Here is a 23,848-nt window from a genome sequence, read left to right on the forward strand (position 1 = left end):
CGATTTAGTGCCCTGGGGGGCACTGAATCGCGCACAGCGGGGGTCAGGCGCTCTCCGTCGCCCCGGCCCACAGGTTGATACCCGAATCACGGGCGTGCGCGTCGATCGACGACAGCTCGTCGTCGCTGAAGGTCAGGTTGTCGAGAGCCCCCACGCTGTCCTCGAGCTGCGCCACCGACGACGCCCCGATGAGCACCGACGTCACCCGGGAGTCGCGCAACGCCCACGACAGGGCGAGCTGCGCCAGCGACTGGCCGCGCGCGGACGCGATGTCGTTCAGCGCTCGAATGTGTCCGAGTGTCTCGTCGTTCAGCCAGTCGGGATCGAGCGACTTTCCTTGCGCTGCCCGCGAATCCGCGGGCACACCGTTCAAATATTTGTCGGTCAGCATCCCCTGCGCGAGCGGGGAGAACGCGATCGCGCCGATGCCCAGATCGCCGAGTGTGCTCAGCAGTTCGGTCTCGATCCAGCGGTTCAGCATCGAGTAGGAGGGCTGATGGATCAGCAGAGGAACGCCCGCATCGGAGAGAATCGAGGCGATGGTGCGGGTGCGCTCGGGCGAGTAGGAACTGATGCCGACGTGCAGTGCCTTGCCCTCCTGCACCGCACTGATCAACGCTCCGGCGGTCTCCTCGACGGGTGTCTCGGCGTCGGGTCGGTGGCTGTAGAAGATGTCGACGTAGTCGATGCCCATGCGCCCCAGCGACTGGTCGAGGGACGACAGCAGGTACTTGCGCGATCCGCCGAAACCGTAGGGACCGGGCCACATGTCCCACCCTGCCTTGGACGAGATCACCAGTTCGTCGCGGTAGGGACCGAAGTCCTCGCGGAGGATGCGGCCGAAGTTGATCTCGGCGCTGCCGTAGGGCGGGCCGTAGTTGTTCGCGAGGTCGAAGTGCGTGATGCCGAGGTCGAACGCCCGACGCAGAACGTCGCGCTGAGTTTGCAGCGGCTTGTCGTCACCGAAGTTGTGCCACAACCCGAGCGAGATCGCGGGCAGTTTCAGGCCGGACGTTCCCGTGCGGCGGTAGGGCATGTTCTCGTAGCGGTCGGCATCTGCAACGTATGGATCGGACATGTTCCCATCCTGCACCGTCTAGCGTGGGGCAGGTGACGTACTTCGGCAACTTCCAGAACGAGATCTATCTCGGCGGACTCGGAGGAGCGGTTCCCGAGCTCCCCATGACGGCGGCGGAACTCGAGCAGCAGGCCCGCGAGACGCTGTCCGCGGCGGCCTTCGCCTATATCGCCGGAAGTTCGTCCACCGAGCGCACTGCGCGTTCGAACGTCGAGGCGTTCGCCGATCGTCGGATCGTGCCGCGGATGTGGCGTGGATCCAGCGCCCCAGACGCGCGTGACCTGTCGGTCGAAGTTCTCGGAACCCGGCTCGCCGCACCGGTTCTCACCGCTCCGGTCGGTGTGCTCGGCATGGTGCACGCAGACGCGGAACCGTCGGTGGGATCGGCTGCAAACGAGCTCGGCATCGGGTCGGTGCTGTCCACCGCCTCGTCGACCGCCCTCGAAGACGTCGGCCCCAGTTCCGGCGAGAACTGGTGGTTCCAGCTGTACTGGCCGGCCGACCACGAGCTCGCCGAGTCCCTCGTGCGCCGCGCGACGGCGGCAGGAGCCAAGGCTATCGTCGTCACCGCCGACACTCCCGGAATGGGTTGGCGGCCCAGGGATCTCACCCTCGGTCACCTTCCCTTCCTGAAGGCCGACGGCATCGCCAACTACCTGACCGATCCTGTCTTCCGCTCGCGCCTCGCCACGCCACCGGAGGAGAGCGCCGAGGCCATGCAGCTCGCGGTGCTCACCTGGGTGAGCATGTTCGGCAACCACACGCTCCGCGCGTCCGACGTCGAGCGGGTTCGGCAATGGACGGATCTGCCGGTGGCGGTGAAGGGCGTTCTGCATCCCGACGACGCCCGGGCCGTGGTCGACGCCGGCGCCTCGGGCGTTGTTGTGAGCAATCACGGAGGTCGCCAGGTCGACGGGTCCATCTCGTCCCTCGACGCTCTGGGTCCGATCGCCGATGCGATCGGTGACCGAGCAGCCGTCCTCCTCGACTCCGGCATCCGGTCCGGGTCCGACGTGATCGTCGCGCTCGCGTCCGGCGCGGACGCCGTCTTCTACGGGCGGCCGTGGGTCTACGGGCTCGGACTCGCAGGTCGAGCGGGTGTCGTCCATGCGCTGCGGTGCTTGCTCGCCGACTTCGACCTCACGATGGGTCTCGCCGGGCTGTCCTCGATCAAGGAGATCGATCGCTCCGTTCTCGCAGGCGGCTGAGCGATCCAGGGGAGCAGACTCGCTGGTCTGGACTACCCTGCTTCCCGTGACCGCTGAAATCGGGGAGACCGGCGAGACTGGGGATCAGCCCAATTGGCTGGACCGCACGGAGATGCGTGCCTGGCGCAATCTCATGGACGGTAGCTACCGGTTGTTGGACGTCCTGAACCGCGAGTTGCAGAACAGCCACGGCCTGACGCTCGCCGAGTACCGCATTCTGGTCATGCTGTCGGAATCGCCGGACGGGTCGCTGCGGATGTCGGAGCTGGCCGACGGCGTGCTGTCCTCCCGCAGCCGGCTCACTCATCAGATCCGGCGGATGCAGGCACAGAACATGGTCGAGCGCGACACCTGTCTCGAGGACGGACGCGGCGTTCTGGCGGTCATCACCGACGAGGGTCGAACCCGTCTGCGCAAGGCTGCGCCGACGCACTTGATCAGTGTGCGCTCGCACCTGATCGACTTGTTGAGCCCGACCGAGCAGCAGGTGCTGGGGGACGTGTTCGAGAAGGTCGATGGGCACCTGACCCGCGACGGCTACTAGACTCCTATCCGGAAGCGTGGCAGAGCGGCCCAATGCACTCGCCTTGAAAGCGAGAGACGTGTAAAAGCGTCCGGGGGTTCAAATCCCTCCGCTTCCGCCACAACGAAAATCCGGCGCCCGACGGTTCCCCCTACGAACCGTCGAACGCCGGATTTCGTGTCTTCCGGTCGGAAATTCCTATGCGCCTGCGCGCTCCAAGCCCTGCGCGACGATGGCCGCTTGCAGGTACCGCAGGCCCGACGGCACGCTTGGGTCGATGCCGGTGAGATGACCGATGCGCTTGAGGCGGTAGTCCACCGTGTTCGCGTGAACGAACAGGTGCCGGGCCGTGCGCTGGCGGTTGAGTTCGTGACCGATGTACGCCTTCAGCGTCTCGAGCAGTTCGGGCGAATCGTCGAGCGGGGCGAGGACGCGCAGCAGGTGCTCGCGGCCGCGGCCGGGGCGGGTGATCTGGTACTCGAGCACCAGGTCCTCCGTGCGGTACGTTCCGGGCTTGCGGCCGAGTTGACGTGTCAGAGAGAGCAATTCGTAGCCGTGCTCCGATGCCGCGGGCACGTCGCCACGATCGGACTCCGTCACGGTTGCGGTGATCGGGATTTCCCCGGCCTTGCTGAGCTGCTCGACCAACCCGTCGACCCATTCGCGTTCGCGCGGCGCCGGCAGCAGGATGGTGCCGCCTTCGGTGCTGAGCAACGCCAACGGAGTACGGCCGCACTGAGTCGCGAGCTCGGCCTGAATGCGGCGCAGCTTGCGCCGTCCGGAGACGGTGCGGTCGACGGTCGGGTTGTTCTCGTCGGGGTGCTGGGGGAAGTGCAGGGCGATCACCAGGTAGCGGTCGGCGAGATCGATGCCGCACTGCTTGGCCTGCGAGAGCGCGTTGGGGCCGCCGCTGAGGAGCGTGGTGACGAGAGTGTGTGTGGCCGTGTGGTGTTCGCTGGCCACGGACCGGTACTCGTCGACGTAGGCGATGGACACCTCGGTGGTGACCGCTTCGAGCAGGGTCACCAGCAGCAGGGAGTTGTCGGTGACGTTCATGTTGTCGGTGGTGCGCGACTGCTGCGCGACGAGGGTCAGGCCGAAGCGGAATCCGTCGTGATACGCCCGCAGAATCGAGCGCAGCGGAACGCCTTCCCGCGCCCAGCGAGCGGCTGCGTCGTGGACGTTGACGAGGTCCTTCTCGGACGGGGTCTTGCCGCTCTCGAGCATCTGCACGGCGAGTCCGAGGCACCGCACCGTCACCTCGGTGACGTCGCCGTGCAGCAGTTCGCCGGGAAGTGTGCCGCAGGGCGTGTTGGCGGCGAAGTGGTCGACGAGGTGTCGCGCGACTCCGCGTAGATCGTTGGGGCCCATGACGTGGGACCGGTCGCCCACTATGTAACCGGCGTCGACTGCACCTTTCAGAGGATTCGTCGAAGCGGACAGGAGTGCTGTCTTCGTGTTCGTCATGGTGGTCCCCCCCGAGTGAAGCGGTTCGAATAGACCGGACTTCGCGGCCTGGTACGTACCGTAACAACGAATAACCTACCTCGAGATTGTTTCGAGATAAGTTGTTGAACCGAGGGTCTGCTCAGTTCGAGGTCCGGCGGTGGGGCTGATGGACAGAGCAGGCCCCGCGCATCGGTGAGTCCGACACAGCGGACACGGCCCCCTGAAACAATTGACGTGAATTGTCCCAAAGTTTGCTGCTCGCCTTTGTAATCGATCACGAAGCCATTCATCCAAAGTGCCTTTTCGGCCGCTGGAACAGCCCCCGGTGGAGAATCCACGGCCTCGTCGACGGACTGCTGTGACCGCTGACAAGGGCATTTTGCTGCAGGTCAGGGGTGCTCGAGGCACTCTTTTCGTGAGTTATCTTTATGTGGGCGGCGCGGCCGAATCTTGGTCTATGCCCGGCACGCGCAATGATCGTGAACCAGGGGGACAAGAAATGCGTCGGAATGCTCTGGTGCTGGCGGCTTGCCTGATGGCGGGCCTGGTCGTGAGCGGCGCCCCGGTGGCCGCGGCCGACCCCGCGCCGGCAGTTGCGGCGACATCGGCCCGAGTCGACCACGTCGACATGCTCACCGACCGCCGCGCGGCAATGTTCGTCGATTCTCCCGCACTCGGACGCATCGTCCAGGTTCAGGTTCTTCTGCCCGCCGATCGGTCGAAGCCGCGCCCGTCCCTCTACATGCTCGACGGTCTCAGCGCAGGTCAGGAAACCAACTACACCGAGAGCACGTGGACGGCGAAGACCGACATCGTGCCGTTCTTCGCCGACAAGAACGTGAACGTCGTGCTGCCGATCGGCGGTCGCGGAAGCTACTACGCCGACTGGCTGCGCCCCGATCCGATGCTGGGCGTGAACATGTGGGAGACCTTCCTGACGAAGGAGCTTCCTCCGCTCGTCGACGCTCAGTTCAAGGGCAACGGCACCAACTCCATCGTCGGGCTCTCGATGGGCGCCCAGGCTGCGATGAACCTGATCACCAAGTACCCGTCGCTCTACACCGGCATCGCGGCGTTCAGCGGGTGCTACTCCAACGACACCGAGAACGAGAAGAACGCGATTCGCGCCACCGTCGCCTCGGTCGGCGGCAACGTCGACAACATGTGGGGGCCCAGCTCGGATCCGCAGTGGCAGATCAACGATCCGTCGCTGCACGTGGACGCGTTGCGCGGCAAGCAGGTCTACATCGCCACGGGCAACGGCTTCCCCGGTCCCTACGAGCAGGGCTTCGGCAACGACATCATTCGAACCCTGTCCGTCGGCGGACCGCTCGAGGTGGCCGCCAACCTGTGCACCCGTGAATTCGCGCAGACGCTGTCCGCGGCAAACGTGCCCGCCACCTTCGTGTTCCGGCCGTGGGGCAGCCACTCGTGGGGCTACTGGCAGGACGATCTGCACGACTCCTGGCCCACCTTGAAGCGGGCCCTGGGCCTCTAAGAATGGGCCTTTAGGAGCCCTGTAGCGCTACGCCTTCTTGGAGGCGAACGCGAGGAATGCGTCGTTCTCGTGCGGGTCGCCGATGGACACTCGCACACCGTCGTCGCCGTAGGCGCGCACCAGCACGCCCGACTCCGCTGACGCCGACGAGAACTCCGGGGTCGCGTCGCCGAGGGGCAGCCACAGGAAGTTGGCCGACGATTCGGGCACCTCGAAACCGAGGCGAATCAGTTCCTCGCGCACTCGGCGCCGCTCCGCGATCACGGTGTCCGTCCGGGCGAGCAGTTCGTCGGACGCGGCAAGCGACGCGATGGCTGCGGCCTGCGCCACCGCGCTCACGCTGAACGCGATGTGCACCTTCTTCAGAGCCGCTACGACCCCCGGCGCACCGACCCCGTACCCCACGCGCAAGCCGGCCAGGCCGTACGCCTTGGAGAAGGTGCGCAGCACGATCACGTTGGGCCGCGTGCGACCCAGTTCCACGCCGTCGATGTCGCCGCGGTTGTACTCGAAGTACGCCTCGTCCAGCACGACCAGCACGTGCGACGGGACAGCGTCCAGGAACGTCTCGACGGCGGCCCGGCTCACCGCGGTGCCCGTCGGGTTGTTCGGGTTGCACAGGAACACCAGGCGGGTTCGGTCGGTGATGGCGGCGAGCATCGCGTCGAGGTCGTGCACGTATCCGTCGGCCAGTGGCACGCGAACGGCGGTCGCACCGGCGACGAGGGTCACGATCGGGTAGGCCTCGAACGAGCGCCAGGCGAACACCACTTCGTCACCCGCCGAGCAGGTGATCTGCACGAGCTCCTGACACAGCGCGACGGATCCGTTCCCGGCGACGACGTTCTCCGGCCGCACGTCCAGGAAGTCCGCCAGCGCCTCGACGAGTTCGGTGGATTGGTTGTCCGGGTAGCGATTCAGCGTGGTGGCGGCTGTCGCGATGGCCTCGTGCACGCTCGGCAGGGGGCCTGCCGTCGTCTCGTTGCTGGCCAGTTTGATCGCGCCCGGAAAGTTGCGGCCGGGAACATAGCCGGGGATGGCGTCGAGATCTGGACGAGTGCGAGCGGTCACGACCACCGATTATGCGCCATCGCCAGCGTGGGCCCGCTCGGACGCCTACGGTAGATGCCATGTCGGGCATCTTTTCTGACACTGCACCTCTTCGGGTACCACCTGGCGAGGAGGCGACCGAGCACGTACCCCTCACCGCGATCGAGCCGGACGGCACCGGGCGAGGCGGCATAGTCCTCCTCCACGAGTCCCGCGAGTTCACCGATGCGCTCACCAAGTTCATGCGCACCCTCGCCGACGAGGGATGGACGGTGGCGGCTCCGAACCTCTTCCACCGAGGCGGGGACGAGGAGGTGTTCGGCGACAACCTCTTCGACGACTTCGACGCCACGTTCGACTGGCTCGTCTCGCGCGGCGTCTACGCCGACTGCGTGGGCGTGATCGGCTTCGACGACGCCGGAACGGCCGCTGCCCTCGTCGCCACCACACGGCCGGTGGGCGCTGCCGTGAGCGTGGCGGCTCCGGGGATCGTCGAGCCTCTGGTCGACGACGCGACTGCTCTGGTCGACGCTCTCCCATCCCTCAAGGCGCCGTGGCTGGGTCTCTACGGGCAAGCCGACGAGCGGATCCCGGCCGATCACGTCGAGCGCCTGAAGGAAGCCGTCGCCACCGCATCCGTCGCCGCCCTGGTCGTCACGTACGGCGGCAAAGGACACCGTCCCGACGAGGACACGGTGTCGGATCAGCAGGCGGGCGAGGACGCCATCGTCGACGCGCAGAGCCGGATCTTCGACTGGTTCGACAGCCACCTGAGGTGACACCGGGAGGCGTTTTGCCTTTCCTGTCGGCGCATGTGTAATCTTTCCCCTCGGCGGTTCGAAAGGACCGGTGCCCTCGCAAGAGGCTCAGGAGGCGTGCCAGAGCGGCCGAATGGGAGTCACTGCTAATGACTTGACCCTTCACCGGGTCCGGAGGTTCAAATCCTCTCGCCTCCGCCACTTTCGACACCTGTCGAAAGACAACCGAATAAGCATGCGCCCGTAGCTCAACGGATAGAGCACTTGACTACGGATCAAGAGGTTAGGGGTTCGAATCCCTTCGGGCGCACAGTGATCGAAGACCCCCGAGCTGGATCGTCAGCTCGGGGGTTTTTGCTGTCGACACCCATGTAGTTGACACCGCAACGAATGCCGGTACCGTGGTCGTTGAACGCGCAACTACAAGAGTTCTCTCGAAAGGGCGCCATCCATGACCAAGCTCGCTGTCATCTACTACTCCTCGACCGGCCACGGCACCACCATGGCGAACAAGGTGGCCGACGCCGCCACGGCCGCGGGAGCCGAAGTGCGCGTACGCCACATCGCCGAGACGCGCGACCCGAGCACTTTCGCCGACAACCCGGCATGGTCCGCCAATTACGAAGCAACGAAGGATCTTCCGGCCGCATCCGGAGACGACATCGTCTGGGCCGACGCGGTCATCTTCGGTTCGCCGACCCGCTTCGGTAGCACCGCGGGCCCGTTCCAGACCTTCATGGACGGCCTCGGCGGCTACTGGGCCAAGGGCGAGCTGGCCAACAAGGCGTACGCCGCCTTCACTTCGAGCCAGACCGCGCACGGCGGCCAGGAAACCACCATCGTCGGCCTGTACACCTCGCTGATGCACTTCGGCGGCATTCTCGTTCCGCCCGGCTACACCGACGGACTGAAGTTCGTCGACGGAAACCCGTACGGCGCCGGCCACGTCACCGGCCCGAACAACCAGAACGAGATCGACGACGCCACCTCGGCGGCACTCGAGCACCTGGCCACGCGCGTCGTCACCATCGCGGACAAGATCTCGAAGTAACCAGGCTTTCAAGAGTGGAACATTCGTCCCGGTGAGCGGGACGAATGTTCCACTCTTTTTGCTATCGGGCCGGCACCTCGAACGTGGGGCTCGGCGCGTGCGCCGTGTTCGTCCTGAAGGTCACGGTGACCGGGCCGATTCCCGTGTCGATGTCGACGTACGGGTTGCTCACGTTCGGCCCTCGGAAGCGCCAGCTCGCCACCCGGTGTTCGACGGTGCCGCGGGCGCCGCTGTCACGATTGACCCAGTCCGCGTAGATGGTCAGGTAGCACTCGTAGTCGGCCAAGCCCACCCACGCCGGGCTGTACAGATGCGTGGTGAAGTCCGCGTGGATCTCGTTGGGAACGTATCCGCTGGACACTCGGACGTCGACGGTGCCGGCGCCGCACTGCGGAACCTCCGCGAGGGTGTAGATGCGCTGTTCCGGCGAGAAGTACATCGGCGCAGCGCCCGCCTGGCTCGTGCTCAGCCCGATTGCTGCCGTCAGCGTGCCGGTGACGACCACTGCGCGAGTGACGATCGAGAGCTTCTTCATGACCCTCCTATCGAAGAACGACCGGCCGAACGTAACACTTTCCAATGGAGAAAGTGTTATGCTTTCCGCTATGGAAAGTTATCGATCACCTCACGATGCTCGCGCTCTCCTCGACGAATTGCAGGCAGACCGCGTTGCCCTTGCCGACCGCGTGTCGGTACCGGCCTGGTTCTATCCGACCTTCGCGTTACTGGCCGCGCTGTACGTCGGCACGCCGGCTCTCCCTGACGGACAGATGCGCTCGATCGTGACGTCCGTTCTCCTCGCGGCGGCCGTCGTGTCGGCTCTGCTCTATCCCCGCCTGTCGGGCGTTCGTGTGTCCGGGGTGGGCGCGAGTGGATGGTGCCTTCTCCTTGCCCTGCTGGTGGGCATGATCGTGTTGCTGAGCGTGTCCTTCGGGCTGACGGCATCGCTGTCCGCGTGGTGGGTCCTTGTGCCGCAGGCAATCTGCTTCGTTCTGGTGTTGTTCGGCGGACGACTGTTCGACCGCGAGTACCGACGCCGGCTCCGGTCGTGACCGAGGCGCGGTTCGACGCTGTCATCCACGCGCCGGTCCGGCTGCGCATCTGCGGCCTGCTGCGCCGCGTCGACGACATCGACTTCGCGATCATCCGCGACACCCTCGAGATCAGCGACGCGTCCCTGTCCAAGCATCTCAAGGCGCTGTCCGACGAGGGTTACGTGGTGACGAGGAAGACCACCTCGCTCGCCCGCGGTGATTCGCGGCTGGTGACGTGGGTGGGGCTGACTCGGTCCGGCCGCGACGCGTTCGACGCACACATCGCCGAACTCGGACTGATCGCCGACGGTCGCCCCACGAATCAGGTCGGCTCGAGTCAGGTCGGCTAGCGAGTGTCGCGATAGCTGCTCGCCACGTCCCCGACGGTGAGCGCGACAGCGATCTCCATGGCTTCGTCCGGCCGTGACAGGTCCATCCCCGTCAGTGAGTGAATGCGCCGAAGCCGCTGCCCGACGGTGTTCGGGTGCACGTGCAACCGCGTCGCGGTGGTGCCGGCGACGAGTCCGCTCGCGAAGTGCGTTCGGAGGGTGAGGATCAGGTCGGTGCCCCGCGCGGTGTCGTGCGCGCGCACGGGTCCGAGGACGCGGTCGGCGTAGCGCAGCAGTTGCTCGGTGTCGTCGAGTTGAAGCAGCAGGCCGACGAGGCCGAGGCCGTCGAGCGAGATGCTCTCGTCGGCCGGCCCGGTCAGCGCAAGCATGTCGAGGGCGCCGGACGCGGCCCGGTAGGCGCGGTTGTAGGAGAACAGATCCGAGCACGGACCGGCTGTCACCGCGGTGGCCACCGCACGCGGTCGATTCGAGGCGGCGAGCTGCCGAACCTCCTCGGACGTGGTGGGTCCCATGTTCGGAATCAGGACCACGATGCGGTCGCGGTGAATCCCGGACAGTGGCCGTGGAGTCCTCGTCCCAGACCAGCCGTGAATGCGGCGGACGGCTTGTTGCTGGCACGCGTCCACCTCGTCCGGTCGCATGTCCGACAGGCCCACCACGACCACCCAATGGTCGACGGACAGATCGTGGCCGAGACGCTCGGCTCGCGCGGCGACCGTGGCCAGCGCCGTCGGGTCGGCGCCGATCAGATCGCTCAACACCTCGCCGTGCAGCCGCCACTGCACCTCGTCGGCAGTTCGGCTGCGGAGAATCTCGAGCGACGTCACGACGGCGGCGTGCTCGATCGCTCGGGTGTCGATCGACGTCATGGCCGAGTCGCCCGAATGCACCCGAATACGAGCAACTTCGTTCTCCGACAACGACACCGGGTACTCGGTGCCGGTGTCGTCGCCCGTCACGGCGAAGTGCCCTGTCGACTGCCCGAGCTTCCCTCCGTTCGTGTCCTCGATCGAGATGGGCCGCGACACGAGGATCGACAGCGCGGTCGCTATACCCGGCACCCCGCCGCCGTGAAGTGCGATCTCGGTGAGCTTGCGGTGTATCTCCTCCGACCTCTGCAGGAGGTCCCGTTGCTGATGCAGCTCGCCGTTCAGGTCCACCAGTTCGTCCATGCGCGCGGCTTCGTCGGATCGCAGTCGCGCCGTCGTCAACGCGAGAGCGGCGTGATCGGCCAGCACCGTGAGGAGGGAGATCTCCTCGGGCTCGAAGGTGTACGCGCTCTTGCGATAACAGTTGAGCGTGCCGATGACGGTGTCGTTCGACTCGACCAGCGGGACGGAGATCATGGACCGGTATCCCTGTTCCCGGGCGACGCCTCCCCACGGCGCGAAGCGCGGTGTCGCGTCGATGTCGGCGACGGCCACCGGGCGACCGGTGCGGAAGGCCGTGCTCGACGGCGCCTCCACGGCCGAGTCCTGATCGAGTCGCACCGGTCGGTCTGCGTTGACGCGGGCGACGTAGTCCGGCGACAGTCCGCTGGATCCTTCGATGATCAGCTTGCGGCGCTCGGGGTCGGGTAGCAGGACGCCGCAGAACTCGTACCCCATCAGATCGGACGCGGTCCGCGCGATGAGGTCGAGTACGTCGTGAAGCGGCGTGGCCGCGACGACGGTCCTGGTGATGGCGCCGACGCTGCGCATCCACCGTCGGATCTCCGGTCGATCCGCCACGTCCGCGAGCTGATGTGTGTCCACGTACATACCTCCGATCTTTTTATGTTCACACAGACATCGATTCGGTGTGACCTGGATCGCAAGATCGGTGTCCACGGGGTTGACGCCAGCGAGAGGAACCGGATCCGAGATGACCGAACAGCGTATCGACGAACAGGGCACGACCGACAAGTGGATGTATGTCGACGGCAAGGACGTCGCGGCCGACAGCGGGGCGCGACTGACCATCGTGAACCCGGCGACGGGCCGGCCGATCGCGACCGTCCCGGACGGCGTGGCAGTCGACGTCGACAACGCCGTCGCCGTCGCGCGGGCCGCCTTCGAGTCCGGACCGTGGCCTCGGATGGGCCGCACCGCCCGAGCGAAGGCACTCCTGCGTGCGGCCGACGCACTCGAAGCGGCCAGCGACACGCTGTACACGCTCGAGACCCAGAACAACGGCCGTCCGATCACCGAGACGCGCGCCCAGCTCTCCCGCGTGCCGGAGTGGTTCCGCTACAACGCGGGACTGCTTGCGGCGCAACGTGATGCGGTGCTACCGAGCGACGGTCCGTACCTGACCTACCAGAAGCGGGCTCCCTTGGGTGTCTGCGGCATCATCACACCGTTCAACCACCCCGCGATGATCCTGGCGCGCAGCCTCTCGGCCGCGTTGGCGACGGGAAACACAGTGGTGGTCAAGCCGTCCGAGCTGACTCCCCTGACGACCCTCGCGATCGCCCGCATCGTCACCGAGTCGGGCATTCCCGAAGGCGTGATCAACGTGGTCACCGGCGGACGGGACGCCGGCGTCAGACTCACCGAGCACGACGACATCGCCAAGATCACCCTGACCGGCGGAACCGAAGCCGGACGCTCCGCGGCGGGGGCCACGTCGAAGCGATTCGCCCGCATCACCGCCGAACTCGGCGGCAAGACACCTGTGATCGTCTTCGACGACTACGACCCCACCCGCGCCGCCGAGGGCGCCGCCTTCGCCGCGTTCGTCGCGTCCGGCCAATCCTGTGTCGCGGGTGCACGATTCCTCGTTCAGCGCGGACGTTACGACGAGTTCGTGGCCGCTCTCGCCGCCCGCGCCGAGAAGATCCGCCTCGGCGATCCGGCCGACACGTCGACGCAGATGGGCCCCATGATCAGTGACCGGCAGCGCCGAAAGGTACTCGAGTACATCGAGATCGGACGCGGTGAAGGTGCACGTGTCGCGGCGGGCGGCGACGTCCCGGACCTCGCCGGAGAGTTGAACGACGGATTCTTCGTTCAGCCCACGGTGCTGGTCGACGCGACCAACGACATGCGCGTGTCGCAGGAAGAGATCTTCGGTCCCGTGGCGGTGGTCGTCCCCTTCGACACCGAGGAGGAGGCGATCGAGATGGCCAACGACAACCGCTTCGGCCTCGGCGCCGGCGTATGGACGCGCGACATCGGACGCGCCCATCGCGTCGCCGAAGCCATCGAATCCGGGATGGTCTGGGTCAACGACCACCACCGCCTCGAGCCCTCCCTGCCGTGGGGCGGCGTCAAGGAATCAGGGGCCGGAAAAGATGCGGGCACAGAATCTTTCGACGACTTCACCTGGATCAAGACCATCGTGGTCCGCACGGCCGACGACGACGTCGACTGGTACGGGTCCGACGAACCCGGCCGCCTGAACTGACACCCACCCTTTCCCTCGACGCAAGGAACACATCGTGACAACGAACGCAACGAGCGCGGCCGAACCCGGCTGGCGCCAACAGATCACCCGAGTGCAGTGGCTGGTGCTGTTCGGCACCACCATGGGCTGGGCACTCGACGGCTTCGCCGGCAGTCTCTACGCCCTGGTGCTCGGACCGGCCATGACCGACTTGCTGCCCAACTCGGGAATCACCGTCGACTCGGCGCACATCGGACTGTACGGCGGCATGACCGTCGCCCTCTTCCTGGCCGGATGGGCGACCGGCGGAATCCTTTTCGGGGTACTCGCCGACTACTTCGGGCGTGTGCGGGTGCTGTCGATCGGCATTCTGACCTACGCGCTGTTCACCGCGCTGGCCGCTTTCGCGGACACCTGGTGGCAGCTCGGCGTTCTGAGGTTCATCGCCGGCCTCGGATCGGGTGTCGAGGCTCCAGTCGGCGCAGCCCTCGTCGCCGAAGTGTGGCGGAACAAGTACCGAGCCCGCGCCTGCGGCGTGATGATGTCCGGGTACGCCGGCGGGTTCTTCATCGCCGCTCTCGCGTACAGCATGCTCAGCAACCAGGGGTGGCGCTTCATGCTTGTGCTGGCCGTCGTGCCGGCGTTCCTGGTGTGGTTCCTGCGTCGCTACGTCCCCGAGCCCGACGAGATCAAGAACGTCATCGCCACACGTAAACAGCGCAAGGACAAGGGGATCACGCGACCGGAGGACCAGTTCGTTCTTCGTCGACTGCTCTCCCCGCCGAACCTACGGGCGACGCTCATCTGCACCGCTCTGGCCACCGGATCGCTGCTCGCCTTCTGGAGTGTGTCCACCTGGTACCCGCAGATCATTCGCAACATGGCCGGCGCCGAGTCGCTCGGAACCGAGATCGCCAACCACCGTGTGGCCATCTCGTCGATGCTCTTCAACGCCGGCGGCATTCTCGGCTACGCCACGTGGGGCTTTCTCGCCGACGCGATCGGTCGACGCAAAGCCTTCCTGGTCAGCTTCGTGGTCTCGGGTGTCAGTGTCGCGTACCTGTTCCCGTTCGAGCATTCGTACACCACGTACCTGATCGTCATTCCGATCGTCGGATTCGGGCTCTTCGGCGCACTGTCCGGCAACTTCGTCTACGGCCCGGAGATGTTCTCACCCAGCATGCGCGCCAGCGGAATTGCGTTGGCCAACAGCATCGGTCGGTACATCACCGCCGCGGGGCCGCTCGTGGCCGGCGTCATCGCGACGTCGTGGTTCGGCGGCAACCTCGGAATCGCGACCGCCGTACTCGCCTCCACCGGCGTGATCGCACTCGTCGGGTTGGCGTTCGCACCCGAAACCAAAGACGCAGCACTCCCCACAGACCCAGTACATCCCCATATTGCCGACACGACGCCGGCACCCTCCGCAGTGAAAGGAACGCCGGCATGAACGTCTACGCAGGATCGAGAGCAGTTGTCATCGGAGGATCCATCGGGGGACTGACCTCCGCGCTTCTTCTGCGGGACCTCGGGTTTCAGGTCGACGTCTACGAACGGACGCCGTCGGACCTCGACGGGCGGGGCGGCGGCATCGTCCTCCAGCCGGACACGCTTCGCTGGTTCCGGGAGCGCAGCTCCCAGCGGCCGGAAGACGTGAGTACGACCACGGATTGGGTCCAGTACATCGAGGCCGGCAACCGCGTCGTCGACCGGGATGCGCGCTCGTGGTCGCACACCTCGTGGGGAACTTTCTACCGTGCCCTGCTGGCCGACTTCGGCCGCGAGCACTATCACCTCGGCGAATTCGCCTGCGGCTTCGACCAGGACGCGGATTCGGTGACCGTCCGTTTCGTGAGCGGCCGGGTCGAGACGGCGGACCTTCTCGTCATTGCCGACGGCGTGACGTCGGCCAACCGGGCTCGGATCGATCCCGACGTGGAGTTGACGTACTCGGGGTACATCGGCTGGCGCGGCACCGTCGACGAGGCACTGCTGACCACCGAAACGGCTGAGCTGCTGCACAACTCGATCACCTACAACATCGTGCCGAATTCTCAGATCACCATGTACCCGATCCCGAGCGAGCGCGGAACGGCCGTCGGGGATCGACTGATGAACTACGTCTGGTATCGCAACGTCGCAGAAGGCCCCGATCTCGACGAGATGCTCACGGACAAGCGAGGATTTCAGGGCAAGGTGTCGGTACACCCGCATCAGGTGCAGGACCGCTACGTCGACGAGATGCGCGAGGCCGCGGCGGCGTTGCTCGCCCCGGCCGCGGCGGAGGTCGTCACCTCGACCGAAGCCCCCTTCATTCAGGTGGTGTGGGATTCGCGGGCGACGAAGATGGCCAGCGGCCGCGTCGCGCTGATCGGAGACGCCGCGTGCGGTGCCCGTCCGCACGCCGCCGCGGGTACCGCGAAGGCGGCAGCGGATGCCTGGGCACTGAGCGACGCACTCACCTCGTCCGCCGGCAACATCGCCGAGGCTTTGGAGAAGTGGGAGCCCGGCCAGCTGGAACTGAGCAGCAACCTGCTCTCCCGCGTCAAGGCCATGGGCGAGCGGTCGCAGTTCACCAACACCTGGACACCGGGTGACAAGGACCTGCGTTTCGGCCTCTACGGGCCCGGCCGTTAAGAACAGACGTCAGAGACGAACGAGAGGGAAACACGATGACCACGAACAGTTTTCTCAGCGATCTGCCCCTGGCGGGAACCCTCGTCGGCGAGAACTTCGAGGGCTGGTCCGAGGACCTGCGCGCGGAGTTCGACACCCACGCGCACGACGGTGAAGTCGGGTCGAAGCTTCTCAGCGAGAACGACCGCGTACGGGTGTGGGAAATTCGATTGGCTCCGGGTGAGCGGTGGCATGCCCATCGCCACGTCCTGGACTACTTCTGGACTGCGGTCAACGCCGGCACCTCGCGGCAGCACACCTTCGACGGCACGACGCGCGACGTCTCGTACTCCGCCGGCGAGACGCGCCACTTCCATTTCGACGCAGGCGAATACCTCTTGCATGACATCGAGAACGTGGGCAACTCCGAGCTGATCTTCACCACCGTCGAGCATCTCGATTCGGCGAACGAGCCGCTTCCGCTGGCGGCGTCGTGAGTGCCGATCTGATCGACGTCCACGCTCACTGGTTGCCCGTCGAGCTGTTCGGGCTGCCGCCGAACTCACCGTTCGGGGCCATGCAGGACCGGGGTGGAGAGCTCTTCCTGGGTGAGGTTCCGTTGTCCATTCGCACCGAGGCGATGAGCGACGTCGACGCCATCGTCGCGGACATGGACTCCTCGGGCATCGGTGTTCGTGCGCTGTCGGCTCCGCCCTTCGCGTTCGCTGTCGACGCCGACGTCCCGGCGGGGGACTACACGGACGCGTTCAACGACGCACTCGAACGTGTGGTGACCGACTCGTCCGGCCGCCTCGTCGGACTCGGATCGGTGCGGTTGGACGACGCCGACGCAGCCGATCACCAGATCCGGGAGATCGCCTCTCGCGGAACTCTTGTGGGCATATCGATTCCGCCGGTGCTGCGCGGAGGGTCGCTCGACGTCGGGGTGCTGCGGTCGGTCCTGCGCTCGGCGTCGGAACATCGTCTGGCCGTCCTCGTTCATCCCATGCAGTTGCCGCGGTCCGAATGGTCGAGCTACTACCTGGCCAATCTCGTCGGCAACCCGGTGGAGACGGCGACGGCGGTGGCGTCGAGCATCCTGGGCGGAGTGCTGGAGGAGCTGCCGGATCTGCGGATCTGTTTCGTCCACGGCGGCGGATGCGCACCGGACCTGTTGGGCCGGTGGTCACACGCGTGGAAGGCGCGGCGCGACGTCCGTGCGGGCAGCACCGCGGAGCCGCGAGAGTTGTTCCGCCGGGCCTACTTCGACACGGTAACCCACGATCACGCGGCTCTGGATCTGCTGCGCACCCACGCCGGTGAGAACCGGGTCGTGTGCGGCACGGACTACCCGTTCGACATGGCAGAGCCGGACGTCGCGGCCTTCGTCGACCAATCAGGCCTGCGCCGTGACTCTCTCGCCGCCGGTGGTCGCGACTTCCTGGGGTTGGACATCCACTCGCAGGTGTCGGCGTGAGCGCTCTCTTCGAACCGCTGACGCTGCGAGAGCTGACGATCCGGAATCGGATCTGGATGTCACCGATGATGCAGTTCGCCTCCGACGCAACGGGTGTGGCGACGGACTGGCACTTTCAGCACTTCGCAGCCCGCGCGCTCGGCGGAGTGGGATTGGCGATGGTGGAGGCGACTTCGGTCGCACCGGACGGGCGTGCCAGCGACTTCGATCTGGGCCTGTGGAACGGGGATCAGGCCGAGTCGCACCGGCGCATCATCGACTTCGTGCACAGCCAGGGCGCCGCGGCCGGAATCCAATTGGTGCACGGCGGACGGAAGGCGTCGACCGGCCGACCGTGGTCGACGGAACCGGACCGGACGTGGCAGACGGTGGCACCGTCGGCGGTTGCGTTCGGTGACGCCCCGTCGCCGCGCGCCCTGTCCGCCGACGAGATCGCCGAACTGGTGCAGGCTTTCGCGACGAGTGCCGCACTGGCGCGGGACGCGGGCTTCGACGTCCTGGAACTCCACGGCGCACACGGCTATCTGATCCACCAGTTCCTCTCACCGGCCGCCAACCACCGGACCGACGAGTACGGCGGCTCGCTCGCCAATCGAATGCGATTCGCCATCGAGGTCGTGGACGCGGTCCGACAGGAATGGCCCGAGGACCGCCCGTTGTTCTTCCGCGTCTCGGCGACGGACTGGCTCGCCGGCGACACCGACGATGCACGGCCGGGGTGGACACTCGACGAGAGCGTCGAACTCGCCTCGATTCTGCGCGAGCACGGGGTGGATCTGGTCGACGTGTCGACCGGCGGCATCGTGCCCGACGCACGCATTCCGGTCGAACCGGGATACCAGGTTCGATTCGCACGTGCGGTACGTGAGCGCGCGGAGATCCCCACCGCAGCAGTCGGTTTGATCACCGAACCCGAACAGGCCGAACGAATCGTCGGCTCGGGTGACGCCGACGCGGTGTTCCTGGCACGAGAAATTCTGCGCAACCCGAACTGGGCCCAACGTGCTGCGCTAGAACTCGATGAGCCGTTGCCGCATCCGCCGAACTATGCGCGGGCGTTCCAGAGGCGGTCGGTCAGGCGGTGAGTGCACCTCCGTTCGCGCCGGGCACCCGCGACGGGGAGTGTCTGGTGCGAATCGGGGTGCACAGGAGGTCGATGCCACGAGGCTCGAATGTATGTTCGAAACTTGTCGGTGGGTCTCGCTACAGTTTGGGCATGCTTTCGGGGGGAAGTTCGCACGGGGAGGTCGGTGCGGCATCACATCACATCGGTGACGATGTGTTCGCCGGCTTGCTTTCGGCTGTGGAGAGTTCGGTAGAGGCGTTGGTGTCCGAAGACGCCGCGTGTGTGGCGACCGAGGATCTGCAGCAGGTGTGGTCGGCGGCAGTGCGGCTGGGACGAGTACTGGATGCGGCCTCGACCACCTGGTTGGCGCAGATCCTCGACACAGGTGGGTTCGTCGGGGTGTCAGGGTCGACCGCGCACACGATCGGGGCTTTTCTGAACTGCGCCACGCCTGAAGGGTCGGCTCGGATCAAGCGTGCGGGTTTGCTTGCGCCGCGGACGCTGCCGTCGGGCGAGAAGCTCGAGCCGGTGTTCCCTGCGACAGCGGCGGGGGTGTCGGAGGGAGCGGTCAGTCACGCGCATGTGTCGGTGGTGGAGACGTTCTTCGCGGAGCTGTCCGACGGGGTGGACGTGGAGACGCGGGAGCGCGCCGAGCGGCAGTTGGGGATGCTGGCGCGAGAGGTCCGGCCTCGCGAGTTCGCGGTGGCGGCAACGCGGTTGGCGCAGATGATCGACGAGGACGGATCGGAGCCACAGGACCGCCCGGAGAAGAAGCGGACCCCGTTCGTCTCGTACGGCAAGCAGGGCAAGGACGGTTTGACGCCGGGGAAGTTTCTGCTCGACGCGGAGGCGCTCGCGATCGCGGAGGCGGTGGGCGCGAAGCTCGGGAAGCCGGGGACGGAGACGTCGACGGAGGCTGGCGAAGAGTCTCAGCCGCATGCAGACGACCGATTGGACTTGGACCTGGGCCATTCTGGCCTCGACGACACCGAGGCTGACGGCACCGAGGCTGACGAGACCGGTGCAGACACCGCCGACGCCTCCCGCACCAATTCCACACCACCGCACTGGGATCTGCGGTCCGCCGGTGAGCGTCGCCACGACGCGCTGAAGGTGATTCTGCGGTCGTACCTCGCTTCGGGGAAGGCCGGTACGCACCGTGGTGTGCGTTGCGTGCCGATCGTGACGATGACTCTCGATCAGCTCGAAAAGGCATCCGGGGTGGCGCTCACGGCAACCGGATCGACTATTCCGGTGCGTGATGCGCTGCGGATGGCATCCGGCCAGCATGCGTTCCTACTGCTTCTCGACGAGCACGAGCGGCCGCTCTACTTCGGGCGGACCAAGCGACTGGGATCCGAGGATCAGCGGATGGTCCTCTACGCCACCGAACGCGGGTGCACGTTTCCCGGGTGTTCGAAACCGGGGGTGTGGTGCCAGGTGCACCACACCGACGAATGGGTGGTCGACGACGGGATGACCGACATCGACACGTTGACGTTGGCGTGCGAGGAGCATCACCGCATCGTGGGGCCGGGCGACAACGACTGGGCCACAACGATTGCCGGCGACGATCATCCCTATCCGGGGAGAACGTTGTGGCACCCACCGACAGCATGGGACAGAGGCAGGACCGGCCGGGTGAACCACTTCCATCATCCGCGGGAGTTGCTTCTCGGCCCGGATGATCAACGGTGACGACATACTTCGTGGCACCAGTCCGTGTTCAGTCAGTCGATCCGCCGACCGCTCTGGCCCCGAACCGAACAGCCGACATCCCGCCGCCCGAGACGACTGGGGCGACGGGACCTCGGTGAATCGGTCAGCTGGAGGCGCCGACGTCCAGCGTCTTGGCCTCCGACGAGCGTTCGACCTGAATGCGGCGCGGCTTCGCCCGCTCGGCAAGCGGAATGGTCACGGAGAGAACGCCGTTGTCGTAGGTCGCGGTGATGCGTTCCGCGTCGACGCCGTCACCGAGGGAGAGCTGACGACGGTAGGTGCCGGCGAAGCGCTCGGACGTCACCCAGGACACTCCCTCGTCGCCGGGTGCGGTGCGATGCGCGGTCAGGGTGAGGGTGCCGTGATCGACATCGACGTCGATCGAGCCGGGATCCACACCGGGAAGGTCGGCAGAGAGGACGTAGTGATCGTCGACCTTGTAGAGGTCCATCGGCATGAACTGAGGAGCACGAGCGGAACCCGGGGTCGTTCCGAGCATTCCGCTGGTCAATGCATCCAGGTCACGGAACGGGTCGAAGCGAAGCACAGCAACACACCTCCTATGTACCTTGTGTGCCCACCCCCTCGGTGGGCAGCCATCTCACTGTGCGACTCCGAGATTAGCACTCTCGACCGGAGAGTGCCAAGACCTGTTCTCAAAATTTTTTGCCCGAAGGTGATGCAGGACAGCAGGACTGGGTGATCAACCCTGCGGGGCGCCGAACCAGAGACCCAGTTTTTCGCGCACATCCGACGGGGAGTCGCCGACCCACGCAACGTGTCCGTCGGGGCGCAGCAGGAGAGCCGGAACATCGACGTCCGCCGCGGCATCGACGACGAGATCGACGCGGTCACCCCACCCGTCGACGGTCAACTGTCCGGTCCGATCGAGCAGCAGCCCCCTGCCCCGATGCATCGACGGGTACAGACGCCCCCGCGACATCGTGATGTCGCGCAGCCTGCGCCCCACCAACGGGTGATCACCGGCTAAGTCGTACCGAATGTCGATCGCGGTGAGCTTCTCGACGAGGTAGCGATTGACGCCGTCGAGTTCCATCAGCTCGCTCAGCAGCGCCCGAATCGCCCGCGGCCCCGGCTCGAACGACATGACCGCTCGCTGTGCGTGGGTGCCGCGCAGGACCGCGGCGGCAACGGGGTGCCGCTCGGAGTGATAGCTGTCGAGCAGGCCGTCCGGAGCCCATCCGTCGACGGCGGCCGCCAGCTTCCACCCGAGGTTGACGGCGTCCTGCAGGCCCAGGTTCAGCCCCTGGCCTCCGATCGGCGGGTGAACGTGCGCGGCGTCCCCTGCAAGAAACACGCGCCCGGTGCGGTACTGCTCCGCCTGTCGGGTCGCGTCCCCGAATCGCGAAATCCACTTCGGTGAGTGAACACCGAAGTCGGTACCCGCGTGCACCCGCAGTTGCCGGGCGAACTCGTCGAGTGTCGTCGGTGCCGACCGGTCCTCGGCCACCGATTCCGCGGGGACGACGATGCGCCAGAGCCCGTCGCCGACCGGTCCGGCACCGAACCAGAGGTTGCTCTTGCGGACCTCGGTGACCACGTCGACGACGGTTCTCGCATCGGCCGTCAGCCGCATTTCACCCAGCAGGGTGTCCGTCGTGCTCGGCTCACCGGGGAACGCGACGCCGAGCGACTTCCGGATCGTGCTTCGGCCGCCGTCGCACGCGACCACGTACCGAGCTCGCAGCGTTGTGCCGTCCGTGAGCGAGACATCGACTCCGTCGTCGTCCTGACTCAGGCCGCTGACCTCGTACCCGCGGCGCAGGTCCACACCGACTTCCAGCGCGTGCTCGGTCAGAATCTGCTCGGTCTCGGGCTGCGGAATCCCGAGGACGTACGAATGCGCTGTGTCGAGGTCCTCGGGCCACTGCGTGGAGATTCCCGCGAAGAATCCGCCGACGCGATACTGCTTCCCGCGTTCGAGGAATCGCTCCAGAAGTCCTCTCTGGTCGAGGATCTCGATGCTGCGCACGTGCAACCCGAGGGAGCGGACGTGCCCGGTCGGTTCGGCCAACTTCTCGAGCACGACGACGTCGATGTCGTGCAGCCGTAGTTCGGCGGCCAGCATCAGTCCGGTCGGCCCGCCGCCGACGATGATCACGTCCGTCATGTGTTCTCCAATTCGGTTACGACCGTGCGGTTTCCGCGGTTCGATCGCAGAGTGTGCGCCGCGATGGGGGTCTTGCCGCAAGCCCCCAGGTGCGCTATACATTGAAAGTGGAAGGGCGGCGACTACTCTTCGACGCATGATGTCGAGTCCGCCGCCGGGTGCCGTCGGCATCGTTCTTGCCGCGGGTAGCGGCACTCGAGTAGGCGCGAAGGGCAACAAGGCGTACCTTCCGCTAGCGGGCAAGCGAATGGTCGCGTGGACGCTGCTGATGCTGGCCGACGCGCCTGAGTTGACCCGGCTGCTGCTCGTGGTGCGCCACGACGAGGTCGCTCTCGCCCGCGAGACCCTCGCCGCGGATGCTCCCGGTATCGACGTGGAGATCGTCGTGGGTGGAAGCTCGCGTCACGAGTCGGAGTTCAACGCGCTGACTTTTCTTGCCCACGACATTCGCGCCGGATCCATCGATGTGGTGCTGATCCACGATGCCGCACGACCATTGGCCGGTCCGGACATGATGAGCACGGCCGTGTCGGTTGCCCGCGAACACGGCGGTTCGCTGCCGGCCGTACCCGGCGACGATCTCCTCGAAGTCGGCGCCGACGGCTCGGTGCGCATGGACGTACTCGACCGGACACTGGTGAGAGTGCAGTCACCGCAGGCGTTTCGGGCACCGGAACTGCTCGATGCCTACATCCGATCGCACGCGGACGAGTTCGAAGGTACGGACACCTCGTCGTGCGTCGAGCGATACACCGACCTCGAGGTGCGTACGTTCGCCGGCAGCTCCCGCAATCTGAAGGTCACGTATGCGCACGACGTGGTGCTGGCCGAAAAGCTGCTGCAGCCTTAGAGATCGGAGGCGATCGCCTCGGCCAGCGCCCGGTCGTGTGGCGCCCGGATCTCGAAGCCGTGGGGGTCGCCGTCGACCATGGTGATCGAGACGCCGGCGCGCAGGGCGTGGATCACCTCGTCCTCACCGGCCTCGACTGCCCGACGCAGGAGCGCCACCGTCATTCCGCGCGGAAACTGGCTCGACCGCAGGGTCGATCTGTCCACCGTGCTCACCACGCTGCCGTCGTCGTCGACGGATTTCACGCTGTCGACGACGACCAGCGTGGGGAGAACCAGGTCGCTGCCCGGTAGGGCGTCGGCCACTCGATCGAGGACGCTACGGGGTGTCAAGGACCGCTCGAGGTCGTGCACCACAACATGTTTCGATGCGGGGAGGTGGTCGAGGGCTGCTCGCAGACAGTCCGTCCGCGTCGCCGATCCGTCGACCTCGACCACCATCACCCCGTCGGGGACGCAGGCTCGGGCCTCGGCGGCGAGTGACCGGGCGGCCGGTACCACCACGGCGGCGAATCCGTCCGCCATCGCGTCGAGGCATCGTGCGAGTGGTGTGCGCCCGGCGAGGAGACCGAAGGGCGATCCGTTCGGAACCGGGATCAGCAGCGATCCGTTCTGGCCTGGCATG

Annotated in this window: 23 protein-coding genes and 3 tRNA genes; 18 read left to right on the forward strand and 8 right to left on the reverse strand. The window is 66.3% G+C overall.

Going from position 1 to position 23,848, the window contains the following annotated elements:
* Positions 1-43 precede the first annotated feature (43 nt).
* Positions 44-1,078 (reverse strand): L-glyceraldehyde 3-phosphate reductase, encoded by a 1,035-nt coding sequence (mgrA, locus tag AC59JP_RS11740; protein WP_497325955.1) that lies wholly within the window; start codon positions 1,076-1,078, stop codon positions 44-46.
* Between mgrA and AC59JP_RS11745 the strand changes: the two genes are divergently transcribed.
* The 3 genes from AC59JP_RS11745 (at position 1,066) to AC59JP_RS11755 (ending at position 2,930) form a co-directional block, all read left to right on the forward strand.
* On the forward strand, positions 1,066-2,286 hold the full coding sequence (locus AC59JP_RS11745; protein ID WP_497325956.1) for an alpha-hydroxy-acid oxidizing protein: 1,221 nt from the start codon (positions 1,066-1,068) through the stop codon (positions 2,284-2,286). The genes mgrA and AC59JP_RS11745 overlap by 13 nt on opposite strands.
* Positions 2,287-2,398: 112 nt before the next feature.
* Entirely contained in the window at positions 2,399-2,830 is a 432-nt protein-coding gene (locus AC59JP_RS11750) for a MarR family winged helix-turn-helix transcriptional regulator (RefSeq protein WP_497326482.1), read from the forward strand.
* 10 nt (positions 2,831-2,840) lie between these two features.
* Positions 2,841-2,930 (forward strand) — tRNA-Ser (locus AC59JP_RS11755).
* 77 nt (positions 2,931-3,007) lie between these two features.
* Here the strand turns inward: AC59JP_RS11755 and AC59JP_RS11760 are convergent.
* Positions 3,008-4,276, reverse strand: a complete 1,269-nt coding sequence (locus tag AC59JP_RS11760) for a PucR family transcriptional regulator (RefSeq protein ID WP_497325957.1) — start codon at positions 4,274-4,276, stop codon at positions 3,008-3,010.
* 481 nt (positions 4,277-4,757) lie between these two features.
* Here AC59JP_RS11760 and AC59JP_RS11765 point away from each other — a divergent pair, with 481 nt between their 5' ends.
* On the forward strand, positions 4,758-5,756 hold the full coding sequence (locus AC59JP_RS11765) for an alpha/beta hydrolase (RefSeq protein WP_497325958.1): 999 nt from the start codon (positions 4,758-4,760) through the stop codon (positions 5,754-5,756).
* A gap of 27 nt (positions 5,757-5,783) precedes the next feature.
* Here AC59JP_RS11765 and hisC read toward each other — a convergent pair whose 3' ends face one another.
* Positions 5,784-6,827 carry a histidinol-phosphate transaminase gene (gene hisC, locus AC59JP_RS11770; protein ID WP_497325959.1) on the reverse strand — a complete coding sequence of 348 codons (1,044 nt, stop codon included), beginning with the start codon at positions 6,825-6,827 and terminating at the stop codon, positions 5,784-5,786.
* Between the two features lie 59 nt (positions 6,828-6,886).
* On the opposite strand from hisC, the gene AC59JP_RS11775 reads away from it, so the two are divergent.
* The 4 genes from AC59JP_RS11775 to wrbA all read left to right on the forward strand — a co-directional run bounded on the left by AC59JP_RS11775 (position 6,887) and on the right by wrbA (position 8,615).
* Complete coding sequence (locus tag AC59JP_RS11775; RefSeq protein WP_497325960.1) at positions 6,887-7,585, forward strand: dienelactone hydrolase family protein; 699 nt, start codon at positions 6,887-6,889, stop codon at positions 7,583-7,585.
* Positions 7,586-7,675: 90 nt separating this feature from the next.
* A tRNA-Ser gene (locus AC59JP_RS11780) sits at positions 7,676-7,765 on the forward strand.
* A gap of 36 nt (positions 7,766-7,801) precedes the next feature.
* Positions 7,802-7,874, forward strand: a tRNA-Arg gene (locus AC59JP_RS11785).
* 141 nt (positions 7,875-8,015) lie between these two features.
* The gene (gene wrbA, locus AC59JP_RS11790) at positions 8,016-8,615 is read left to right on the forward strand and encodes an NAD(P)H:quinone oxidoreductase (RefSeq protein ID WP_497325961.1); all 600 of its coding nucleotides are present in this window, start codon (positions 8,016-8,018) and stop codon (positions 8,613-8,615) included.
* 61 nt (positions 8,616-8,676) lie between these two features.
* Here the strand turns inward: wrbA and AC59JP_RS11795 are convergent, their stop codons facing one another.
* A complete protein-coding gene (locus AC59JP_RS11795) occupies positions 8,677-9,150 on the reverse strand; it encodes a hypothetical protein (protein ID WP_497325962.1) in 474 nt (157 codons plus the stop codon).
* Between the two features lie 70 nt (positions 9,151-9,220).
* On the opposite strand from AC59JP_RS11795, the gene AC59JP_RS11800 reads away from it, so the two are divergent.
* Both AC59JP_RS11800 and AC59JP_RS11805 read left to right on the forward strand, forming a co-directional pair.
* Positions 9,221-9,667: a hypothetical protein gene (locus tag AC59JP_RS11800; RefSeq protein ID WP_497325963.1), complete on the forward strand. Its 447-nt coding sequence runs from the start codon at positions 9,221-9,223 to the stop codon at positions 9,665-9,667.
* Entirely contained in the window at positions 9,664-9,999 is a 336-nt protein-coding gene (locus tag AC59JP_RS11805; protein ID WP_497325964.1) for a transcriptional regulator, read from the forward strand. The genes AC59JP_RS11800 and AC59JP_RS11805 overlap by 4 nt, the downstream gene beginning before the upstream one ends.
* On the opposite strand, the gene AC59JP_RS11810 is transcribed toward AC59JP_RS11805, so the two are convergent.
* Positions 9,996-11,753, reverse strand: a complete 1,758-nt coding sequence (locus tag AC59JP_RS11810) for a helix-turn-helix domain-containing protein (protein WP_497325965.1) — start codon at positions 11,751-11,753, stop codon at positions 9,996-9,998. The genes AC59JP_RS11805 and AC59JP_RS11810 overlap by 4 nt on opposite strands.
* A 154-nt stretch (positions 11,754-11,907) precedes the next feature.
* Here AC59JP_RS11810 and AC59JP_RS11815 point away from each other — a divergent pair, with 154 nt between their 5' ends.
* The 7 genes from AC59JP_RS11815 to AC59JP_RS11845 all read left to right on the forward strand — a co-directional run bounded on the left by AC59JP_RS11815 (position 11,908) and on the right by AC59JP_RS11845 (position 20,222).
* Positions 11,908-13,386, forward strand: a complete 1,479-nt coding sequence (locus AC59JP_RS11815; RefSeq protein ID WP_497326483.1) for an aldehyde dehydrogenase — start codon at positions 11,908-11,910, stop codon at positions 13,384-13,386.
* Between the two features lie 34 nt (positions 13,387-13,420).
* The gene (locus AC59JP_RS11820) at positions 13,421-14,815 is read left to right on the forward strand and encodes an MFS transporter (RefSeq protein WP_497325966.1); all 1,395 of its coding nucleotides are present in this window, start codon (positions 13,421-13,423) and stop codon (positions 14,813-14,815) included.
* Positions 14,812-16,002: an FAD binding domain-containing protein gene (locus AC59JP_RS11825; RefSeq protein ID WP_497325967.1), complete on the forward strand. Its 1,191-nt coding sequence runs from the start codon at positions 14,812-14,814 to the stop codon at positions 16,000-16,002. The genes AC59JP_RS11820 and AC59JP_RS11825 overlap by 4 nt, the downstream gene beginning before the upstream one ends.
* A 35-nt stretch (positions 16,003-16,037) precedes the next feature.
* Positions 16,038-16,478: a cupin domain-containing protein gene (locus AC59JP_RS11830; RefSeq protein ID WP_497325968.1), complete on the forward strand. Its 441-nt coding sequence runs from the start codon at positions 16,038-16,040 to the stop codon at positions 16,476-16,478.
* The gene (locus AC59JP_RS11835; protein WP_497325969.1) at positions 16,475-17,458 is read left to right on the forward strand and encodes an amidohydrolase family protein; all 984 of its coding nucleotides are present in this window, start codon (positions 16,475-16,477) and stop codon (positions 17,456-17,458) included. Before AC59JP_RS11830 ends, AC59JP_RS11835 begins: the two co-directional genes overlap by 4 nt.
* Positions 17,455-18,543 carry an NADH:flavin oxidoreductase/NADH oxidase gene (locus AC59JP_RS11840; RefSeq protein ID WP_497325970.1) on the forward strand — a complete coding sequence of 363 codons (1,089 nt, stop codon included), beginning with the start codon at positions 17,455-17,457 and terminating at the stop codon, positions 18,541-18,543. The genes AC59JP_RS11835 and AC59JP_RS11840 overlap by 4 nt, the downstream gene beginning before the upstream one ends.
* A 131-nt stretch (positions 18,544-18,674) precedes the next feature.
* Positions 18,675-20,222, forward strand: coding sequence for an HNH endonuclease signature motif containing protein (locus tag AC59JP_RS11845; RefSeq protein ID WP_497325971.1), 1,548 nt, complete (start codon positions 18,675-18,677; stop codon positions 20,220-20,222).
* 124 nt (positions 20,223-20,346) lie between these two features.
* On the opposite strand, the gene AC59JP_RS11850 is transcribed toward AC59JP_RS11845, so the two are convergent.
* Together AC59JP_RS11850 and rox are read right to left on the reverse strand one after the other, a co-directional pair.
* The gene (locus AC59JP_RS11850) at positions 20,347-20,790 is read right to left on the reverse strand and encodes an Hsp20/alpha crystallin family protein (RefSeq protein WP_497325972.1); all 444 of its coding nucleotides are present in this window, start codon (positions 20,788-20,790) and stop codon (positions 20,347-20,349) included.
* 156 nt (positions 20,791-20,946) lie between these two features.
* Positions 20,947-22,374, reverse strand: coding sequence for a rifampin monooxygenase (gene rox / locus AC59JP_RS11855; RefSeq protein ID WP_497325973.1), 1,428 nt, complete (start codon positions 22,372-22,374; stop codon positions 20,947-20,949).
* A gap of 139 nt (positions 22,375-22,513) precedes the next feature.
* Here rox and AC59JP_RS11860 point away from each other — a divergent pair, with 139 nt between their 5' ends.
* Complete coding sequence (locus tag AC59JP_RS11860) at positions 22,514-23,224, forward strand: IspD/TarI family cytidylyltransferase (protein WP_497326484.1); 711 nt, start codon at positions 22,514-22,516, stop codon at positions 23,222-23,224.
* Here the strand turns inward: AC59JP_RS11860 and AC59JP_RS11865 are convergent.
* Positions 23,221-23,847, reverse strand: a complete 627-nt coding sequence (locus AC59JP_RS11865) for an IspD/TarI family cytidylyltransferase (protein WP_497325974.1) — start codon at positions 23,845-23,847, stop codon at positions 23,221-23,223. The genes AC59JP_RS11860 and AC59JP_RS11865 overlap by 4 nt on opposite strands.
* Position 23,848: the final 1 nt, after the last annotated feature.

It is taken from the genome of Rhodococcus sp. 320_ES (assembly GCF_059691855.1).

What these genes read in the sequence shown, in the direction of transcription:
- AC59JP_RS11775 (WP_497325960.1), top strand. Translation starts at nt 6,887, where the DNA reads ATGTCGGGCATCTTTTCTGACACTGCACCTCTTCGGGTACCACCTGGC.
- AC59JP_RS11750 (WP_497326482.1), top strand. Translation starts at nt 2,399, where the DNA reads ATGCGTGCCTGGCGCAATCTCATGGACGGTAGCTACCGGTTGTTGGAC.
- rox (WP_497325973.1), bottom strand. Translation starts at nt 22,374, where the DNA reads ATGACGGACGTGATCATCGTCGGCGGCGGGCCGACCGGACTGATGCTG.
- AC59JP_RS11745 (WP_497325956.1), top strand. Translation starts at nt 1,066, where the DNA reads ATGGATCGGACATGTTCCCATCCTGCACCGTCTAGCGTGGGGCAGGTG.
- AC59JP_RS11860 (WP_497326484.1), top strand. Translation starts at nt 22,514, where the DNA reads ATGTCGAGTCCGCCGCCGGGTGCCGTCGGCATCGTTCTTGCCGCGGGT.
- AC59JP_RS11800 (WP_497325963.1), top strand. Translation starts at nt 9,221, where the DNA reads ATGGAAAGTTATCGATCACCTCACGATGCTCGCGCTCTCCTCGACGAA.
- AC59JP_RS11865 (WP_497325974.1), bottom strand. Translation starts at nt 23,847, where the DNA reads ATGCCAGGCCAGAACGGATCGCTGCTGATCCCGGTTCCGAACGGATCG.
- wrbA (WP_497325961.1), top strand. Translation starts at nt 8,016, where the DNA reads ATGACCAAGCTCGCTGTCATCTACTACTCCTCGACCGGCCACGGCACC.
- AC59JP_RS11815 (WP_497326483.1), top strand. Translation starts at nt 11,908, where the DNA reads ATGTATGTCGACGGCAAGGACGTCGCGGCCGACAGCGGGGCGCGACTG.
- mgrA (WP_497325955.1), bottom strand. Translation starts at nt 1,078, where the DNA reads ATGTCCGATCCATACGTTGCAGATGCCGACCGCTACGAGAACATGCCC.
- AC59JP_RS11845 (WP_497325971.1), top strand. Translation starts at nt 18,675, where the DNA reads ATGCTTTCGGGGGGAAGTTCGCACGGGGAGGTCGGTGCGGCATCACAT.
- AC59JP_RS11795 (WP_497325962.1), bottom strand. Translation starts at nt 9,150, where the DNA reads ATGAAGAAGCTCTCGATCGTCACTCGCGCAGTGGTCGTCACCGGCACG.
- AC59JP_RS11765 (WP_497325958.1), top strand. Translation starts at nt 4,758, where the DNA reads ATGCGTCGGAATGCTCTGGTGCTGGCGGCTTGCCTGATGGCGGGCCTG.
- AC59JP_RS11825 (WP_497325967.1), top strand. Translation starts at nt 14,812, where the DNA reads ATGAACGTCTACGCAGGATCGAGAGCAGTTGTCATCGGAGGATCCATC.
- AC59JP_RS11830 (WP_497325968.1), top strand. Translation starts at nt 16,038, where the DNA reads ATGACCACGAACAGTTTTCTCAGCGATCTGCCCCTGGCGGGAACCCTC.
- AC59JP_RS11760 (WP_497325957.1), bottom strand. Translation starts at nt 4,276, where the DNA reads ATGACGAACACGAAGACAGCACTCCTGTCCGCTTCGACGAATCCTCTG.